15 protein-coding genes are annotated in these 19,336 nt (G+C 49.3%); 9 read left to right on the forward strand and 6 right to left on the reverse strand.

Annotated features, from left to right (window positions below):
* The first annotated feature begins 50 nt into the window (after nt 1–50).
* The 6 genes from nusA to pnp all read left to right on the forward strand — a co-directional run bounded on the left by nusA (nt 51) and on the right by pnp (nt 8,333).
* A complete protein-coding gene (gene nusA, locus ACI955_RS15545) occupies nt 51–1,553 on the forward strand; it encodes a transcription termination factor NusA (protein WP_415244658.1) in 1,503 nt (500 codons plus the stop codon).
* 30 nt (nt 1,554–1,583) lie between these two features.
* Nucleotides 1,584–4,364 (forward strand): translation initiation factor IF-2, encoded by a 2,781-nt coding sequence (gene infB / locus ACI955_RS15550; RefSeq protein ID WP_415244659.1) that lies wholly within the window; start codon nt 1,584–1,586, stop codon nt 4,362–4,364.
* A 28-nt stretch (nt 4,365–4,392) separates the two neighbouring features.
* Nucleotides 4,393–4,779 (forward strand): 30S ribosome-binding factor RbfA, encoded by a 387-nt coding sequence (gene rbfA, locus ACI955_RS15555; protein WP_368374860.1) that lies wholly within the window; start codon nt 4,393–4,395, stop codon nt 4,777–4,779.
* Between the two features lie 5 nt (nt 4,780–4,784).
* The gene (gene truB / locus ACI955_RS15560) at nt 4,785–5,714 is read left to right on the forward strand and encodes a tRNA pseudouridine(55) synthase TruB (protein ID WP_415244660.1); all 930 of its coding nucleotides are present in this window, start codon (nt 4,785–4,787) and stop codon (nt 5,712–5,714) included.
* Nucleotides 5,715–5,853: 139 nt separating this feature from the next.
* Nucleotides 5,854–6,123, forward strand: a complete 270-nt coding sequence (gene rpsO / locus ACI955_RS15565; protein ID WP_368374862.1) for a 30S ribosomal protein S15 — start codon at nt 5,854–5,856, stop codon at nt 6,121–6,123.
* A gap of 74 nt (nt 6,124–6,197) precedes the next feature.
* Nucleotides 6,198–8,333, forward strand: a complete 2,136-nt coding sequence (gene pnp, locus ACI955_RS15570; RefSeq protein ID WP_415244661.1) for a polyribonucleotide nucleotidyltransferase — start codon at nt 6,198–6,200, stop codon at nt 8,331–8,333.
* A 219-nt stretch (nt 8,334–8,552) separates the two neighbouring features.
* Here the strand turns inward: pnp and ACI955_RS15575 are convergent, their stop codons facing one another.
* The 3 genes from ACI955_RS15575 to ACI955_RS15585 all read right to left on the reverse strand — a co-directional run bounded on the left by ACI955_RS15575 (nt 8,553) and on the right by ACI955_RS15585 (nt 11,646).
* Complete coding sequence (locus ACI955_RS15575) at nt 8,553–10,289, reverse strand: DUF4105 domain-containing protein (RefSeq protein ID WP_415244662.1); 1,737 nt, start codon at nt 10,287–10,289, stop codon at nt 8,553–8,555.
* A 271-nt stretch (nt 10,290–10,560) separates the two neighbouring features.
* A complete protein-coding gene (locus tag ACI955_RS15580; protein ID WP_415244663.1) occupies nt 10,561–11,037 on the reverse strand; it encodes a DUF3015 family protein in 477 nt (158 codons plus the stop codon).
* Between the two features lie 126 nt (nt 11,038–11,163).
* A complete protein-coding gene (locus ACI955_RS15585; RefSeq protein ID WP_415244664.1) occupies nt 11,164–11,646 on the reverse strand; it encodes an FKBP-type peptidyl-prolyl cis-trans isomerase in 483 nt (160 codons plus the stop codon).
* A gap of 111 nt (nt 11,647–11,757) precedes the next feature.
* Here ACI955_RS15585 and ACI955_RS15590 point away from each other — a divergent pair, with 111 nt between their 5' ends.
* On the forward strand, nt 11,758–11,940 hold the full coding sequence (locus ACI955_RS15590; RefSeq protein ID WP_415244665.1) for a hypothetical protein: 183 nt from the start codon (nt 11,758–11,760) through the stop codon (nt 11,938–11,940).
* A gap of 12 nt (nt 11,941–11,952) precedes the next feature.
* Here ACI955_RS15590 and ACI955_RS15595 read toward each other — a convergent pair whose 3' ends face one another.
* Complete coding sequence (locus tag ACI955_RS15595; RefSeq protein WP_415244666.1) at nt 11,953–12,207, reverse strand: hypothetical protein; 255 nt, start codon at nt 12,205–12,207, stop codon at nt 11,953–11,955.
* A 151-nt stretch (nt 12,208–12,358) separates the two neighbouring features.
* Here ACI955_RS15595 and parC point away from each other — a divergent pair, with 151 nt between their 5' ends.
* Nucleotides 12,359–14,614 (forward strand): DNA topoisomerase IV subunit A, encoded by a 2,256-nt coding sequence (gene parC, locus ACI955_RS15600; protein ID WP_415244667.1) that lies wholly within the window; start codon nt 12,359–12,361, stop codon nt 14,612–14,614.
* A gap of 68 nt (nt 14,615–14,682) precedes the next feature.
* Here the strand turns inward: parC and ACI955_RS15605 are convergent, their stop codons facing one another.
* Complete coding sequence (locus ACI955_RS15605) at nt 14,683–15,906, reverse strand: hypothetical protein (protein ID WP_415244668.1); 1,224 nt, start codon at nt 15,904–15,906, stop codon at nt 14,683–14,685.
* 117 nt (nt 15,907–16,023) lie between these two features.
* On the opposite strand from ACI955_RS15605, the gene serB reads away from it, so the two are divergent.
* Nucleotides 16,024–17,238 carry a phosphoserine phosphatase SerB gene (gene serB / locus ACI955_RS15610; protein WP_415244669.1) on the forward strand — a complete coding sequence of 405 codons (1,215 nt, stop codon included), beginning with the start codon at nt 16,024–16,026 and terminating at the stop codon, nt 17,236–17,238.
* 41 nt (nt 17,239–17,279) lie between these two features.
* On the opposite strand, the gene ACI955_RS15615 is transcribed toward serB, so the two are convergent.
* A complete protein-coding gene (locus ACI955_RS15615; protein WP_415244670.1) occupies nt 17,280–19,289 on the reverse strand; it encodes an EAL domain-containing protein in 2,010 nt (669 codons plus the stop codon).
* Nucleotides 19,290–19,336 lie beyond the last annotated feature (47 nt).

A 19,336-nucleotide genomic window follows, 5' to 3' on the forward strand; every position in this document is an offset into this window, starting at 1 on the left:
TTAGTCGGGGATGAATGTTTCAAATGGCCGGCTGCGGAAAGAGGCGGATAATGAGTAAAGAAATATTACTGGTAGTTGAAGCCGTATCGAACGAAAAGGGTGTGTCTAAAACCATTATTTTCGAAGCGATTGAACAGGCATTGGCAACAGCCGCTAAAAAACGCTATGACGAAGATTCTGAAATCCGTGTGGTGATCGATCGACTCACCGGGGATTATCAGACTTTCCGCAGTTGGTTGGTTATGCCAGACGATGAAATGGCGCTACTAGGTACTCAGCTCACGACTGAAGAGGCGCACGAGTATAGTGCTGACTTAAAGGCTGGCGATACCCACGAAGAATTGGTTGAAAATGTTGGTTTCGGTCGTATTGCTGCACAAACTGCCAAGCAGGTTATTGTGCAAAAAGTACGCGAGGCCGAGCGTGCTCAAATTGTTGAAGAATATAGCGGTCGCGTTGGCGAGCTAATTAATGGCACAGTCAAGAAAGTAACTCGCGACAGTATCATTGTTGATCTTGGTGGCAACGCAGAAGCTTTATTGCCCCGTGAAGAATTAGTTGGCCGTGAGGTTTTTCGGATTAACGACCGAGTTCGCGCAATTCTCGCTGACGTGCGTCCCGAAGTACGTGGCCCGCAGTTGTTTTTGAGCCGCGCGTGCCCAGAGATGCTGATCGAATTATTTAAAATTGAAGTGCCTGAAGTTTCTGAAGATGTCATTGAAATTCGCGCTGCTGCTCGCGACCCTGGTTCACGGGCAAAAATTGCCGTGAAAACCAATGATGGTCGTATTGATCCCGTAGGTGCTTGTGTTGGTATGCGTGGTTCGCGTGTGCAAGCCGTGTCTGGTGAGCTGGGCAATGAGCGCGTCGATATTATTTTATGGGATGATAATCCAGCACAGTTAGTTATTAACGCTATGGCCCCGGCTGAAGTTGAATCTATTGTTGTGGATGAAGATACCCACACTATGGATGTTGGTGTGGCAGACGACAATCTTGCCCAGGCCATTGGTCGTGCCGGTCAGAATGTGCGCCTTGCCGGGCAGTTGACTGGTTGGACTATCAATGTGATGAGCATTGAAGAGATGGGCGCCAAGCACGAGCAAGAATCTGGTCAGGTCATCAGTTATTTTGTCGACGCCTTAGATATCGGTGATGATATTGCTGAAGTATTAGTGGAAGAAGGTTTCACAACTTTGGAAGAAGTTGCCTACGTACCGCTTGAAGAAATGATGTCTATAGAAGGCTTTGACGAAGAGATTGCGCAAGAATTGCGTGCTCGCGCTAAGGATGCCTTGCTGACTCAGGCGATAGCTAGCGAAGAGAAATTAGAGAGTGCCGAGCCGGCTGAAGACCTGCTGGCAATGGAAGGTATGGAAAAGCATCTCGCTTTTATCCTTGCCAGCCGTGGCATTGTAACGATGGAAGATCTGGCCGAACAGGCTGTTGAAGATCTTCTCGACATTGAAGACATGACTGAAGAACGGGCTGGTGAGTTAATTATGACTGCCCGTGCTCCGTGGTTTGCAGACGAAGAAGAATCTGCAAAATAAGCGAGTCGTACCGTTTTGGGAGAATGATGAATGGCTGAAGTTACCGTGAGCCAGCTTGCTGAAGTCGTTGGCGCGCCTGTAGAACGATTATTGCGACAAATGAAGGAAGCGGGGCTGTCGCACAGCGCTGCTGGGCAAGCTGTGTCTGATGAAGACAAACAAACTTTGCTGACTTTCTTAAAGCGGAGCCACGGAGAATCAGCCGAGGCACCGCAGAAAATCACCTTGAAGCGTAAGACACTTAGCACGCTTAAAACAGGATCCGGCGCGGGTAAGAAAACCGTTAATATTGAGGTTCGTAAAAAGCGGACGTACATAAAACGTGATCCTGCTGAAATGGCTGCGGACGCCGCGGCGCAAGAGCTTGCTCAGCCGGGGACAAAAGACGACGTTGTTGATGCGGTGGCCCAGGTAGAGGCGATTGTTGAAGCTGCGCCTGAACCCGTAGTAGAGGTTGTTATTGCTGAAGAAAAAGCGCCAGAAGCCGAACCCGAGGCAGCGCCAGTTGTAGAAGAAAAAGCGCCGGAGCCGGTAAAACAAGAGCCTGTTGTACAGGCGCCTGCTGCTCCCCCAGTGCCAACAACCGCTCCTGCGAATAAAACCGATGAATATCGAGAAGTGGTTGAAGACGTATTAGACGTCGATCCTGAAATTCTTCGTCAGCGTGCAATCATCCGCCGCAAAGAAGAAGAGAAACGAGTTAAGGAGCGCCGCGCAGAAGTGGCAGCTGATAAAAAGCGCGACGAAGAGCTGCGCAAGGAAAAAGCAAAAGCGCCCGCCCAAGCTGCCGCCGCACCTGCGCCTGCGCCTGCCGCGAAAGAAGCTGGTAGCGATACTAGCGAAAAGCCAGCACCTCGCCATCATCGTCGTGCAGCAGCACCTGCCGCTGCCGCAGATGATGACCGTCCGCGTCGCAAGGGTGGTAAGTCTCGCGGCAATAAGCGTGATGATCTAGATCGGGCAGGTTCCTTCGCCGGTCGCCGCAAGAAAAAGACCCTGAAATTACCAGACGACGCGCAGCGTCATGCTTTCCAAGCCCCTACTGACAAGATTGTTTACGCGGTTAATATCGGTGAAACCACCACCGCGGCCGAGCTTGCTCAGCAAATGAAAGTTAAGGCTTCAGAAGTTGTTAAAGAAATGATCAAAATGGGGATGATGGTCACCATCAATCAGCCTATTGATCAAGAGACTGCTCAGCTTGTCGTCGAAGAAATGGGCCATAGCACTAAGCTGGTCTCTGATGACGCAGTTGAGGAGGCGCTTGAAGAAACCTTGGGAGCACGCGGCGAAGGCACAATGATTGCCCGCGCGCCCGTTGTTACCGTAATGGGTCATGTCGACCACGGTAAAACATCCTTACTCGATTATATCCGGAAGACTAAGGTAGCAAGCGGTGAGGCGGGTGGTATTACCCAGCACATCGGTGCCTACCATGTTGAAACTGGTCACGGCATGATCACCTTCCTCGATACGCCTGGTCACGCTGCGTTCACTCAGATGCGAGCTCGTGGGGCCAAGAGTACCGATATCGTTATTCTTGTTGTCGCAGCAGATGACGGCGTTATGCCGCAGACCGAAGAAGCTGTAGCGCATGCGAAAGCAGCTGGCGTGCCATTGGTTGTTGCTGTCAATAAAATGGATAAAGAAGGCGCGGATCCTGATCGCGTTAGGAACGAGCTGTCTGCAAAAGATGTTATTTCGGAAGAGTGGGGCGGTGATACCCAGTTTGTGCATGTATCTGCACATACTGGTGAAGGTATCGATAAATTGCTAGATGCCGTTTTGCTGCAAGCTGAATTGCTAGAATTGAAAGCGGCTGCGGATTTGCCGGCTCATGGTTTGGTCATTGAATCTCGCTTGGATAAGGGCCGCGGTGCGGTTGCGTCCCTGTTGATTCAAAGCGGCACATTGCGCCAAGGCGACATCGTGTTGGCCGGTCAATGTTCCGGTCGTGTTCGTGCCATGCTTGATGAGAATGGTAAGCCTGTTAAAGAAGCGGGCCCCTCGATTCCTGTAGAAATTTTGGGTCTTGATGGCACGCCAGAAGCGGGCGATAGCTTTGTTGTGGTTGAAAACGACAAGCGCGCTCGTGAAGTGGCCGATTTCCGCCAAGTGCGAGATCGCGAACAGCGTATTAAGCGTCAGCAAGCCGCTAAGCTTGATCGCATGTTTGAAAGCATGGAATCAGCCGAGCGTCGTATTTTGAATGTTGTTCTTAAAACTGATGTTCGCGGTTCCCTAGAGGCACTGCAGGCGTCATTGATGGACATTGGTAATGACGAAGTTAACGTCAACATCGTATCAGCTGGCGTTGGTGGTATTACCGAGACAGATGTAAACCTAGCGTTAACTTCCAGCGCGGTAATGTTCGGCTTTAATGTGCGGGCTGACTCTAGTGCGCGTAAATTAGCAGAGAGCGAAGGCGTTGATCTTCGTTATTACAGCGTGATTTACGATGTGATTGATGATGTGACAGCGGCGTTAACGGGTATGTTAAGCCCTGAAATGCGCGAAGACATTGTTGGCGTTGCTGAAGTGCGGGATGTATTCCGCTCGCCGAAATTTGGTGATATTGCTGGCTGTATGGTTATTGAAGGTACGGTTTATCGCAGTAAGCGTATCCGAGTTCTACGCGCAGATGTTGTTATCTACGAGGGTGAGTTGGAATCCTTGCGCCGCTTTAAAGACGATGCTGCCGAAGTTAAAAACGGCATGGAATGCGGTATCGGCGTGAAGAACTACAAAGATGTACGCCCCGGTGACAAGATCGAAGTGTATGAAGTTAGGGAAATTGCACGCAGCCTTTAGGGGCTGACGTTGCGGAGTAGCATGTCAATTGAAAGAGTTTAGTCGTACAGCGCGGATAGCGGATTTTTTAAAGCGAGAGCTGGGTAGCTTTATCCAGAAAGAGCTCCGTGATCCGCGGCTTGGTATGGTCAGCGTCATCGATGCTCAAGTCAGTCGTGACTTGAGCCATGCCAAGATTTACGTGACCGTTATGGGGAAAGACACAGCTGAAGAGGCGAAAGAATCCTTGGCCGTGTTAAACAAGGCCGCGGGTTTTCTGCGCAGCCAAGTTGCTAAAATCAATAACGCTCGCACTACGCCACAGCTGCGCTTTTATTACGATACCAGCGTTAACCGTGGTCAGCATATCAGTAAGCTTATTCAGGATGCGGTTGAGGCTGATCGCAGCCGTCATACGGATGACGATAAGGAATAAGTGTTTTGGCAAGACGTCGCAAAGGCCGGTCCATTGACGGCATTTTGGTGTTGGATAAACCCCCTGGCCGCTCCTCTAATGGTGCAATGGTTACTGCGCGTGCCATTTATAATGCCACCAAAGCCGGCCATACCGGCGCCTTAGACCCACTTGCTACCGGCGTTCTGCCGATTTGTTTTGGCGAGGCAACCAAGTTTTCCCAGTTTCTATTGGACGCCGATAAAGAGTATCGCAGCCACTTCATCTTTGGTCAGCGTACCGATACCGGCGATGCCGAAGGTGCTGTATTGGCTGAGGTTGACGCTTCATATCTCACTGCGGCAGAGCTCGAGTCGCACATTGCCAAGTTGCGCGGTGATATTTTACAAGTGCCGCCCATGTATTCCGCGTTGAAGCGTGATGGCAAACCCTTATACGAATTGGCACGCAAGGGAATTACCGTTGAGCGTCCAGCACGACCTGTTACTATTCGTGAATTTGAATTGGAATCCTTTACTCCCGGCGTTATAGCTGTCGCGGTAGTGCGGGTGCGTTGTACCAAGGGCACATATATTCGTTCTCTTGCCGAAGACTTAGGGCTCGCTATTGGTTGTGGTGGGCATGTGTCGAGTTTGCGGCGGTTGCAGGCTGGTCCATTTGTTGAGGCTCAAGCAGTCTCTACCGACGCACTGCAGGTCTTGCGTGATGCGGACGATTTTGCCGGATTGGATGCCCTGTTGCTGCCGATCACTGACGCACTTGGCCATATTCCACAGCTCACCCTGGGTGAAACGGCAGTCTACTATTTATTGCAGGGGCAGCCCGTGCAGGTCTCCGGCGCGCCCACCTCAGGGACAGTGGTGTTACTTGCGGAAGATGGAAAATTACTGGGAATTGGTGAAATTTTGGACGATGGGCGCGTTACGCCTCGTCGTTTGGTCTCAACTGTGGGATAATGCCCGGCTGAATTTATGCCGGTGTCCCGGTAAAAGGAAATGAAGGGCTTGGCACTTCGCTATTCCTTCCGAACCTGACTGTAAATATGCACGGTCAGGCTTGATTTATAAACGCATATTAGTAATGAGGAATAAGAAGATGGCATTATCTGCTGTTGAGAAAGCTGAAGTTGTTAAGGATTACCAAACTGCCGAAGGCGATACCGGTTCTCCAGAAGTACAGGTTGCATTGTTAACCTTCAACATTAACAAGCTGCAAGGCCATTTTGAAGGTCATAAAAAGGATCACCATTCACGTCGTGGTTTGATCCGCATGGTAAATCAGCGTCGTAAATTGCTAGATTACTTGAAGCGCAAAAACCAAGAGCGTTACAGCAAGCTGATCAAAAGCTTAGGTCTGCGTCGTTAAAAAAAGAACAAGTGAGGGGGCCTTAGTGGCCCCCTTATTACTTTATATAACCCCTATTTGGGAGGAATTACTCCGTGAATCCCGTTACTAAGACATTCCAGTGGGGCAGTCAGACTGTTACCTTGGAAACCGGCCGTATAGCTCGTCAAGCGAGTGGTGCAGTGCTAGTTAAAATTGATAATACTCAGGTTCTATGTACTGTGGTTGCAGCAAAATCTGCTAGACCTGGTCAGGACTTTTTCCCCTTGTCTGTGCATTACCAAGAGCGTACTTACGCCGTTGGTAAAATTCCAGGCGGTTTCTTTAAGCGCGAAGCGCGTCCATCAGAGAAAGAGACCTTAACCTCACGTCTGATCGATCGCCCGATTCGTCCGCTGTTTCCTAAAGGTTTCCAGAATGAAGTGCAGGTTATCTGTACTGTTATGTCTGCAGACAAAGAAAACGATCCAGATATTGCCGCATTAATCGGTACTTCTGCAGCGTTGGCTATATCAGGTGTTCCGTTTGCTGGCCCAGTGGGTGCAGCGCGCGTTGGTTTTACCGCTGAAGATGGCTACATCCTCAACCCGAGCTTCGCGCAGTTGGAAGCCAGTCTATTAGATATGGTTGTTGCTGGTACCGAAGACGCCGTATTAATGGTTGAGTCCGAAGCGCAGCAGCTGACCGAAGATCAAATGCTGGGCGCGGTACTATATGCCCATCAAGAAATGCAGGCGGCAGTACAAGCGATTAAAGAGCTGGCAGCTGAAGCTGGCAAGCCGTCTTGGAATTGGCAGCCAGAAGAAGAAAATACTGCTTTGTTAGGCGCCGTTGCCGCTGGCTACAAGCCTGGTCTTGGTGATGCTTATCGCGTTACTGATAAAATGGAACGCTACGCCAAAATTGGTGAATTGCGTAAACAAGCTATTGAAGAATTGACAACTGGCGATGATGCGCTATACAGCGCCGATGACGTTCGCGGTGTATTTGCCAAGCTTGAAAAGCAAATTGTTCGTCATCGTATATTGAATGGCGAGCCTCGTATTGATGGCCGTGACGGCCGCACAGTGCGTCCTATCTCGGTTGAAGTTGGCGTTTTGGGCAAAGCTCATGGTTCAGCCTTGTTCACTCGTGGGGAAACTCAGGCCATTGGTGTTGCTACTTTAGGTACAACCCGTGACGCGCAGTTTGTTGATGCGTTGGCTGGCGAGTTTAAAGACAACTTTATGCTGCATTATAACTTCCCTCCCTACTCAGTAGGCGAGTGCGGTCGTATGGGCAGCACCGGTCGTCGTGAAATTGGCCACGGTCGTTTGGCACGTCGCAGCTTAGAAGCAGTTTTACCAACAGCAGAAGAATTTCCTTACACTATTCGTGTGGTGTCGGAAATTACTGAATCAAACGGTTCCAGCTCAATGGCCTCAGTTTGTGTTGGTAGCTTGTCATTGATGGACGCTGGCGTACCGCTTAAAGCCCCGGTGGCCGGTATTGCGATGGGTTTGGTTAAAGAAGGTGAGCGTTTCGCTATTTTGACCGATATCCTTGGTGATGAAGATCATTTGGGTGACATGGACTTTAAAGTTGCCGGTACTGCCGATGGTATCACTGCACTGCAGATGGATATTAAGATCGAGGGTATTACCCAAAAGATCATGGAAGTAGCTCTAGAACAAGCTCAGCAAGCGCGTTTACACATTCTTGGTCAAATGAATCAGGTTCTTGCTACGTCACGCAGCGGTGTTTCTGAAAACGCGCCAAGCATGCACGTTATGAAGGTAGATTCAGATAAGATCCGTGACATCATCGGTAAGGGTGGCGCAACCATTCGCAGCATGTGCGAAGAAACTGGTGCCCAAATCGATATTGAAGATGACGGTACAGTTCGGGTATACGGCTCAGATGCAGCGTCACGTGACGATGCAGTAAACCGGATTCTAGCGATTACGGCTGAAGCTGAAATCGGTGCAATCTACACGGGTAAAATTGCTCGTATCGTAGACTTTGGTGCCTTTGTCACTATCTTGCCGGGTAAAGACGGTCTTGTGCATATCTCTCAGATTTCTGATGAGCGTGTAGAGAACGTTAGCGATTACTTGAAAGAAGGCGAAGATGTTCAGGTTAAAGTACTGGATGTTGATGCTCGTGGCCGCATCAAACTTTCTATCAAAGAAGCAATAGCTGATAGTAAAGCCGCTGCAGCGGAAGAAGCGAGTGAGCCAAGCGCTGAATAAGGCGTAAAGCTGTTCGTTAAAAAACCCCGCTTAGCGGGGTTTTTTTTGCTTGGGATTTAATGAAGTAAGTGCTCGTAGAAATGTTGTCATTTCAGCGGTGCAATTCTTTGCGAGCAGCTGTAAAAGTATAAGATTTAATAACAGTTCATTACGGAAAATTCTTTATTGCTTCGGCTCTCTTGGCTTGTTCTAGTACCCCATTTACCGTTGCACTCTGTATTAGTAAAAGACTTTAATTCCCAATTCATACTGATTGCGGTAGCTGCCGCTAATTTTACTGCGCTCGAACTCCCAGAAGATATTCCAGTTGCTGCTGAGCTGCAGGTCGTGACGGGCTGACAGATTTAGATCGGGATCCGACTCATTTATGGCGCTTTGTTCAAAATTTGCGCTTATCAAAAATTGCTGTGAGTGCGTTTTGCGCAGGTAGCCAATGCTTGTGTGCGCCCTGACATCAAATCCACTTTTCAATTTACTTGATACCTGTCCCTGGCCGCCGGCTAGGACGTAGAGTAGTCCGCCGTTAACATCCCATGCCGGCCCGGCTAATCCTTGAATATGGGGAACCCATGCGCGTTTTTCATGTTCTTCAACGCGATGACCGCCAATATCAAAGGTCCATGATAAAGGTCGGAAAAAGCGGTTTCGAGCAGTGATCGATTTAATACCTATCAGGCTGAGATCTTCCATCTTTAAGCCATCATCTTGGTAGTAGCGTAAAGACATATCTACGAATTTAAGTTCTGAGCCTAAAGGGTAACCGAGTCCGGGGTCACTCAGTGCGTGGTATGCAGGTCGCCAGTCGAAACCGATATAGGGTTGATCGTCGAACTTACCAGCTGAAATTTGGAGTCGACTTGATAAATGTCCCTGATCGTCGCGCTGCGTTGGTGTTGGTAGCTCCGGCAGTGGGCTTTCGACATCCAATTCATTTCTGTCGCGCAACAGTTGCAATGAGCGTTTGGCCGCTACTTGCTGGGGGACTGTAGTGACCAGCCTTGAATAGAGAAAGGCTGTTTCCAAAATTGCGGCCTTCTGCTCAGCGGGGTAGTGTTCTAAGTTCGCGTGTTCCGGAATTGGGTGGTTCACAAGCCCATAAACCAGATCTCGCTGATCAGGACTGAGCAAGTCTAGTTGATATTGAAATTGATTGACGATAGAGGGACGATAGATCGCATCGACTATGTAGCCGCGCTGCAATGCTGCGCGGACAGTATCGACCGGAATGGCATGCAGTCGAAAAGCCTTAAGCATGGGCTTTTCTGATCGAATCGCATCGAGAACCCCCAGCAAGCGGTAGGAACAATTTTCAGTGAAGAAATAGTAGTCGAATGTTTCTCCTGATACTTCCCAGAGATGGCGTACCATCTGATCGGTCTCTTCCTGGGTAAGATTTAACGGATATTCCCAGATGTCGCGGCTTTCGATATCTCGATATTCTTTCAGTTTCATATAGTAGGGCAGTACGGTCATCTCTCCTGGATAGCCACCCATAAGCCCTTTGAATACAAAGCTGAGCTGATTGTCTGAAGGATCATTTTTCGCGGCGTAGCTGGCAGTATAGGCGAGAATACGATTGCTTTTGTCCTGGCCATGCTGATCTATTCTCAGCAAGGTATGACCAAACATGGATGATGGGCTGTTGAGATAGGCGGCTGGGAAGATCATTGTTGCCCCGGCTGCGTTCAGGGTTTCCCGGAATGTATTAAATGCTCCGCACTTCGGCGCTGCAGGAATCTTGATCGATGTACTGAGTTTCTCTATCAGCCAGTGGTATCGTGCTGGGAAACGGCAGCGTGGATGCTCATCGCCTAGATTGCTGTTCTGAAAAAGCCCGTCAAAAGTGGCTAGTAGTTCAGAATTTGGATCATTCTTTCCATTGCTTGCTAGAAAAAAGGCCGTGCTATCGGCTTGGCTTGTATAACCTTGATTGAATAGTGTTTGCTGGTAGCTCAATAGCGCTATCCAAGTGGGACTGCTAGCCCATTCTGGATTCAGTTCGCTTGAATTTACGGGGCTGGATTGGCAGGGTGATTGCCATACTATAAATGTGAAAATAAATACGAGTAGACGGCGCATAGTTGTTTGTAACTGCTATTAATCGAGGCGGATGCACAACAACCTGCGGCAATCATGGAAGTGATAAACAGGATTATGAAGTGACTTCGAGGAACATGCTGCTCGACCAACAGAGTATGTTGCCGAGCAGCATTAGTGCTCAGAGAGCTTAGCCGACGTACTTGTTCAGTGTGCTATCACCTTTCATTACAGTGGTAATGGAGTTGGTAACTTCTGAACCCGTAGTGGTTTCATTGTGGAAAATGCGGGTGAAATTTGCTTGCATAACCGAACGGAATTGCGCCAGATCAGCCTTTTGAACGCCCATTACAGCGCCTAGTGCGTCAAGTGCTTCGCCGCTACCTTTAGACATATCCGCTGCGATCTGATCCAAGTTTGAGTCAATATACAGAGACGCCTGAGCGTTGATGACACCGTCCACGTCGCATCCCAGTGTGCCAGATGTCATAGCAAACGTTTGCGTACCATAGAAGCCATTTGTTGTAGCAGCTAATACGTGGGGGCCTAAACCTGATTGACCTTCGAAAAGTGTGGCGCCTAAACCACAGCCCGCTGCACTATAACCAGCGGCTTGAGTTGCAAATGGCATTACCATCATAGCAGCAGTAAGTATAATTTTTTTCATATTTGAAGTGCTCCGTGTGCTTTTTAGATATGTTTTCCTTTGGCAGCTGTGCGGACACAACCGTAGCAATGTTATAAAGTATTTTGAGTCGGATTGCCATAAATGCACTCGCTAGGATTTTTGCTATCAGTGCTGATGACCGCCTTCACCGTGGGCATGGCGATGACGGATTTCTTCTTCGGTGGCCTCGCGAATATCTTTGATCAGAATTTTAAAGGACAGTGATTGACCTGCAAGTGGATGGTTAAGATCAACATCGACTGAGAATTTACCTACTTTAAGTATTGTGGCGTTGCGCATGCCCTTGTCGGTGTTAAAGCGCACTGCTTGGCCGACTTTTATCTTGCCTTCGTGTTTCAGGTATTTGGCTGGAATTCGCTCGGTTTTATTCGGCTCAATTTCTCCGTAAGCATCTTTGGCTGCAAGCGTGACTTCAAATTCATCTCCACCAGTGTGGCCGGCCATGGCGTTTTCTAGGCCACTAATAATATTATCTGCCCCGTGCATATATAAGGACGGGGTGTCGTTGAAGTTGTCTTCCAGTACGGTACCTTCGCCATTACTTAGTTCGTAGTGGAATGACACGACTTTATTGCGGCTGATTTCCATGATTTTCCCTCGTTGCGTTCAGTTATCGCGCAGCTTTCTCAAGGCGCGTATAGTAATCTTGAATCCCACCCAGTGGTAGGGCGTTGTAGTGAATCTAATAGGAGAATTACTATGGGCGATGTGCTGCCCTTTAAGCGAAAGCTGCCACAAGGCAAAACGCCGAACACTTTATGTCGGGAAGGATTTCACAAGTGGCGGGTTGATAAGAAAAAGCAGTTTGATGTGAAGCTGGGTAAGCTGGTGACAGTATATATATGTGAACGCTGCGGTGAGAAGAAAGTCACCGCACACTAGTAGGAATTGAGCTTAGTGGTTTTCGCTAGCGCTGATTTGATCACTGATGACGGCGAGCCAGTTTTGTGCCGCATCTAGCCCTTCAACGGCTTTGACGACGCAGGCGATACCAAGTAAATGCTCTTTTAATAGTTTGCGCATAGGGAGATCGAGTTCTTGGGCTTGTTCCTGTAGAAACAAGAAAGCCTGTGCGCTAATGTCGTCAATATGCATCTGCTGCGTATCTTGGCGATATTCTGATAGGCTTACTACTTTTTGCGCAGTCATGTTGGATCTCCTCTGATCAACTTGCAATCAGTATACGGAGCCACAAGGCTTGTGAATCTTCGTAATTACCCTTAGGACACATAGTGTTCCATAGCGGATATTACCTAGCGGTGCGCTTAAATAATCATTGAAAAGGGTTAGATAACAGAATATGTCCGAAACTATTGTGATTGGCGCCGATGGCGTTGAGCAAATGCCACTGAAGAGCTACACCGAAAAAGCGTATTTGGACTACTCCATGTACGTTATCCTCGACCGCGCATTGCCGAATATCGCTGATGGTCTGAAGCCTGTGCAGCGCCGCATTGTGTATGCCATGAGTGAGCTTGGGCTAAAAGCGAGTGCCAAGCATAAGAAGTCGGCGCGTACCGTTGGTGATGTTATTGGTAAGTTTCATCCCCATGGTGACAGCGCAGTATATGAAGCGATGGTATTGATGTCGCAGAACTTTTCTTACCGCTATCCGCTTATCGATGGTCAAGGTAACTGGGGTTCGCCAGACGATCCAAAATCCTTCGCAGCCATGCGTTATACCGAGTCTAGGCTGACCAAGTATGCAGAGGTTCTGCTTAGTGAGTTGGGACAGGGCACTGTTGATTGGGTGCCCAACTTTGATGGTCAAATGGACGAGCCCGCTACCTTGCCGGCGCGAGTGCCCAATATTCTTCTTAATGGCACTACCGGTATTGCCGTTGGTATGGCCACGGATATTCCACCGCATAATTTGCGCGAGGTGGTGAGCGCATGTATTCACCTGCTCGATCAGCCTAGTGCCAGTGTGGCCGACTTGTGTGAGCACGTAAAAGGACCAGATTTTCCCACGGATGCCGAGATCATTACGCCCGCTGAAGATCTGCGAAAAATGTATGAAAGTGGTCGCGGTTCATTGCGCATGCGCGCCCTTTGGCAGGATGAGGGCGACGACATTGTTATCACTGCTCTGCCGCATCAGACCTCAGGCTCCAAAGTGTTGGAGCAAATAGCGCAGCAAATGCAGGCCAAGAAACTACCGATGATAGTGGACTTGCGCGATGAATCTGATCATGAAAATCCGACGCGCTTAGTGGTAATACCACGTTCTAATCGCATCGATAAACAGGCGGTTATGAATCATCTATTTGCGACCACAGATTTGGAGCGCAGCTACCGCGTCAATATGAATGTCATCGGACTGGACGGTCGTCCGCAGGTAAAAGGTCTCGATAAAATTATTGGTGAGTGGTTGGAAATACGCACCATAACTACCCGTCGTCGGCTTGAATACCGCTTAGAGAAGGTCCTGAAGCGCCTCCATATTTTGGATGCGTTACTGATCGCTTTTTTAAATATTGACGAAGTGATTGCCATTATTCGCGAAGAGGATCAGCCCAAGCCAGTGCTGATGGCGCGCTTCGGTATTACTGATATCCAAGCTGAGGCGGTACTGGACTTAAAGTTACGGAACTTAGCCAAGCTTGAAGAAATGAAAATTCGTGGCGAGCAAGATGAACTTGCCACTGAGCGTGACGGTTTAGAATTAACCCTAGGTTCTGCCCGCCGTATGAAAACGTTAGTGCGTAAAGAGTTACTCGCCGCGGCAGAAGAATTTGGCGATGAGCGTCGCTCGCCCTTGGTGACACGCGCTGAGGCGCGGGCTTTCTCTGAAGAAGATATTATATCGGCAGAACCGGTTACTGTGGTTCTGTCGGAAATGGGCTGGATTCGCTCGGGTAAAGGCCACGATATAGACCCGCTTAGCCTAAGTTACAAATCGGGTGACCGCTTTAAATTGGCCGCTAAGGGCAAAAGTAATCAGCCGGTGATTATTTTCGATAGTACCGGCAGAACCTATACCGTTGCCGCTCATGGTCTACCGTCGGCGCGGGGACAGGGTGAGCCCCTAACCGGCCGGATCAATCCGCCCTCTGGTGTTAATTTTACTGGAATGATGATGGGTAGTGATGACGGTCATTATTTGTTGGCCTCTGATGCCGGCTATGGATTTATTGCCAAGCTGTCAGATTTACAGAGTAAAAATAAGGCCGGTAAAACGGCGCTTACACTGCCAAAAGGGGCTTTGGTTTTGCCGCCGGTGGCTATCGCAGATATGAGTTCTAGTCATGTCGTCGCGGTGACTACCGAGGGCCGCATGTTGATATTCCCGGTTGGCGATTTGCCGTTAATGCCGCGTGGTAAGGGCAATAAAATGATCGGCATTCCATCGGCGAGGGTCGCAAGTCGGGACGAATATGTGACCGCAGTGACTATTTTTTCTGAGCGGGATGTCTTGAAAGTGATCTCGGGAAAACGCCATTTGTCGCTTAAATTTGCAGAATTGGAGCACTATTTGGGTGAGCGCGGCCGGCGTGGACATAAGCTGCCTCGCGGCTTCCAAAAGGTAGATGCCTTACAGACAGTGGTGGGCTAATAGCCTAAGGCGAAGTATTGGCTGACAGGACGGCGCAGACTTCAGCTTTGGGGCTTGCGCCTATGACCTTAAGTAGATCTTGGGGCGCTAGTGTCAGTCCGCAGTTTGGCGGCGTCTTGTTTGAAAGCCTCAAGGCTGAGTTTTTTCAACTGGGTTTGCTGTCTTTCCAATAAATCATTGTAAGGTGCTTTCATTGCGCTGATGTGATTACCGCGAATATCTACCCAGGCATCTATGCGCTCGTTATCGCGACTGCTGTCGTCCAGCCAAGTGCCTTTGCCTTCGCTTGTGACGTTGTGTAAGTTATCGATGGCAGCGCACTCCTTGGCAGCGCATTCCCAGTGATCGCCCTCGCCATGAATGTGGGCAATGCCCGCTCGATTGCGCAATACTTTATCTAAACTTTGCAATAATTCGGCGCAGCAAAGCGCGCGAAATAAAGCGTGGTCAGTGCCGGTCACATCAAAAAAACGCAGACTAATGGCGTTGTGTCGGTGTACCACAATATCAGCGTGGTACAGTTTGGCGATGGCTTCGCCGCGCGCATAGCTAGTACGTAAGTGTTCGCGGAAACTGTCTGGCGCCATTTGTGCTTGCAGAGCACTGTAAGACTGCCAGTGGCAATGTAAAATATAATAATCTTTAAAGCGATTTTTGCCGAGCTTACTTAATCGTATTTGTGGGTTGTGAATTTCTTCCAATAATTGACCTAAGCTGTCAGAGCCGGGGTAGCCGCTTTGGTCGTTGCGCAAGGGTTGCGCGAGACGGGCGCGAGCGAGCTCTAACAATTCTTCGATCCGTCTCATCGGCACAGCAATAATCGCATAGCTAAAGCAGGCTAATAGGCCGGTGAGAATGAGTAAGGTTTTACCGAGATCGCGTATTTCATCGCCGATGAGTTCTCTGCTAAGCGATAGTTTGACCACGCCAAGCCGACCATCAGCCGCAACCTGTGCTTCGTAATTCAAATTTTCTGCGCGCCAATGCCCGGTTTCCGCCACGGTTTCATTGCGCGCACTGGCGATACTGCCATAAACAATGAGTGGACTGTTGATATAGTCCTGTAAAATGGCCTGCAGACTGACCTTGTCGTTACGCAAAAGGGCTTGCTGGCTTTGTGATGCCAGTTGGTTAGTCCATTGCTGGCCGATTAAATGGGTGGTCTCAAGAAGAATTTGCTTACTCGCCGTCATGCTGGTGAGAAGCAATGTTAGGCCGGCTACAGCACATATCAGCGCGGTAATCAGTCCGCATTTAGCCGACAGTGGTAACTTAAGGAGCTGCTTGAGCATTATGTACTTTCCATCTGGAACGCGTGACTTCTATTATTTTGGGAGTATATCAAGGTTGTGGTGCTTGGGTGGAGTCACGTCTACCGTTACAATACGCCGATTGCTGTAGGGGGTGGTGTGAACGAAATCATATTGATCAATATAGCGGGCGATGATCGGCCTGGGGTAACAAGCACAATCACCAGTATTTTGGCGGATCATCAGGTGAATATCTTAGATATTGGCCAAGCGGTGATTCACGACAATCTTTCTTTGGGTTTGTTGGTAGAGGTGCCAGCGGGCGCTGAAGCAGCCAGTATTTTAAAAGATATTTTATTTCGCACCCATGAAATGGGTATGCAGGTGCGGTTTTTGCCGGTCACGCCGGAAAGTTATAACCAGTGGGTGTCGGGTCAGGGTAAGCAGCGTCATATTGTTACTTTGCTGGCACGTAAAATTACGGCAAGACATATTGCCGGGGTCACCGACGTGGTATCTCGCTACGCGCTCAATATTGACCGTATTGACCGTTTGTCGGGGCGGGTGCCGCTGGAGGGTGTTGAGCAGCAATCTAAAGCCTCGGTGGAGTTGTCGGTGCGCGGGAATTTACCCGATGCCACCGATTTCCGCCGCGAGCTTTTGCATTTGGCTAGTGAGATGGATATTGATATTGCCTATCAAGAAGACAATATGTTCCGTCGTACACGTCGCTTGGTCGCCTTTGATATGGACTCAACCTTAATTGAGGCCGAAGTCATTGATGAGCTAGCGATTGCCGCTGGCGTGGGCGAGCAGGTGGCAGAAATCACCGAGCGTGCAATGCGCGGTGAAATCGATTTTACCGAGAGCTTTAAGGCGCGGGTGGCCTTGTTAAAAGGCTTAGATGAGTCGGTGTTGGCGGGGATTGCCGAGAGCTTGCCGATTACCGAGGGTGCTGAGAATTTAGTGTCGACCCTTAAGCAGCTTGGTTATAAAACCGCGATTCTATCGGGTGGTTTCACCTATTTTGGCCATTATTTGCAGCGCAAATTGGGTATCGACTATGTATACGCCAACGAGCTAATTATTCGCGATGGCCGAGTTACGGGCGAGGTTGAGGGCATTGTGGTGGATGGTAAACGCAAGGCTGAGTTGTTGCGGGAGATTGCCGAGCGTGAGGGTTTGAGCTTGGAACAGGTTATTGCGGTTGGCGATGGCGCCAATGACTTACCTATGCTCAGTATAGCTGGTCTGGGGATTGCGTTCAGGGCTAAGCCTATAGTCCGTGAAAATGCCAAGCAGTCAATTTCTACGCTTGGCCTAGACGGTATTCTCTACTTGCTGGGAATTAGTGATCGTTTAACTGGAAAGTAGTCGAGCCCTTTGCGCTGTCATTCGCTCGAATGGCTAGGGCTTCAGCCGAAAGCGGCAAATTCGTAGTTCATGATAGGCATGGGTTCATTCACATAGCTGCCTTGAATAAAATCCGGTCCCAGCTGCCACAGCATGGCCAGTGTTGCCGCGCTGCCTACATTGGGGATAAGGATTTGACTATTGAGCAGCCGGGCATGTTGAACCATATCCCGAATTTGCTGGTCAGTGGGCATGTCGGTGGGGCGGAAGCCCGGTTTTACTAGCGCGGGATGAATTTGGCTTAAGAATTTATTGCCCTGCTTGGCGCGGCCAAAATTTCTCACCGCGAGCGAAGCGCCTAGCTTTTGTAATTGGGTTGTAAAGTCTAGGGCCTGCTTTAGGGCGTCGGCGATGCTTTCTTCGTTAAACTGAAAAATAACTGATGACGGCGGTAGTCCGGCCGCTTTGAATGCGACGCTCAGCCAGGCGCAAAATTCCCGGTCGTGAAATACATTGCCGCTAAGATTGATAATGAGTTTGATGTCTTGGCCTGCAAGCCTTTCCTTCGCTAATTGCTTGGTGGCTTCAACCACAATCCAGTGGTCGAGTTGAGTGTTTTCTGGTTCGCGCTCAATAGCTCGCAGCATTTCGCCCGCCGTAATTTCACCTGCTACCCAATCTTTAATATGGAGATTCGCTTCGTAGTGGTCTCCGCTGGACGCGCCGAGATTGATTAAGGGTTGGAACAGCAAGCTCAATCGCTTATTGGCCATCGATTCGGCAATAACTTCATCGATTGTTGCATTGCTCTTGAGCTGTTGACGCTCGCGGCGGCAAATCTCGGCATTGTTGCCACCCGCGTGGTAGACCTTTTCGGCGCCATCAAAGACAGTGTCTAGCAGCAGTGTAGCTTTCGGTGGAGTGAGATGATTGATAGGTAAAATGGCAATGCTGGCTGTGCATTGCAGCGACTGCTTACGGACTTCAAAAATTTCAGATTCAATCGTTTTACTTAGTTCAAGCGCCCTTTCAAGCGCAGTATCGCTGGCGACGTGATGTGCAATGGCGGCGATCATATCGTCGGCGACGCGACCGTAATGCTGTGCGGGCATATCTCTTCGAACCAGATTACTTAGTGCTTCAACTAGGTATTCAACATCATTGAGACTGGTGCTGTGGCGCAATTTGCTGAAGTGGTCGATTGAAATCAAAACTAGGGAAGAATTGCTATTGCGTTCCTGTTCCAAAAATTCTTGGAGCAGTGCCAGAAACTGGTGTTTGCTGCTCATTCGGGTGGTGTGGTCTACGCCATTGATGACGCTATCTTCGGTGGTTTTTTGGATTGCAATCTGGATGCAATCTTCACCTTGGTAGTGGGCGCTATCGCATAGTATACGGGTTTTGAGCTCGGTCTTATTGGCGAGGGAAAAACTGATCTCCACCTGCTGTTGCTGGTTATTCTGCTGTTGTTTCTTGAGCACGCTCTTAAAGCGTTCTTGATCCTTATTGGTGATCAAATCTACGATGGGGAAGCCATCGAGATCATCGTGGCCCATGTGCTTGCAAAACGGGGCGTTGGCGTAAATGACCATACCGTCAGTAATGTAGACAATCGGGTCTTGGTGATCATGCAATAGTAGCTTGTTGCGCTCCTCCGCTTCCGTCACCGCAATTTGGCTTGCTGCCAATTGGCAGCGCAATTGTAGGGCTGATTGCGCCTTAAATGCGGCGTTTACGACCTGTGCCATATTGTATTTATTAATAATATCCACGACACAGGGGTCGGGTGGGCGCAGAGCATCGCCTTCGCCCATGTAAATTACCGGAATATCTTTTTGGTATTTGCGCAGTATGTGGCAGCAGCGTTGAATATCTAGCTGTGCTTGCTCGGCATCGAAAATAAGGACGTCCCAGTTCTTGGCACAAATGGCGACGGCTAGTTTTTCACCGGTATCGATGCCTTGGGTGTGGGCAATGCGTCCACCGCGGCGGCAGTGCGTTGCCAGCTGCTCTGCATCGCTGTCTGCAAAGCAAAATAGGAGGATGTTAATGACAGTACTACTGCTGCTCATAATAGCCCGATTGTGGTAACGGTTTTGATTTTAAAAACGATGCGATA

The sequence above is a fragment of the Zhongshania sp. genome, assembly GCF_047636175.1.
GTDB lineage: Bacteria > Pseudomonadota > Gammaproteobacteria > Pseudomonadales > Spongiibacteraceae > Spongiibacter.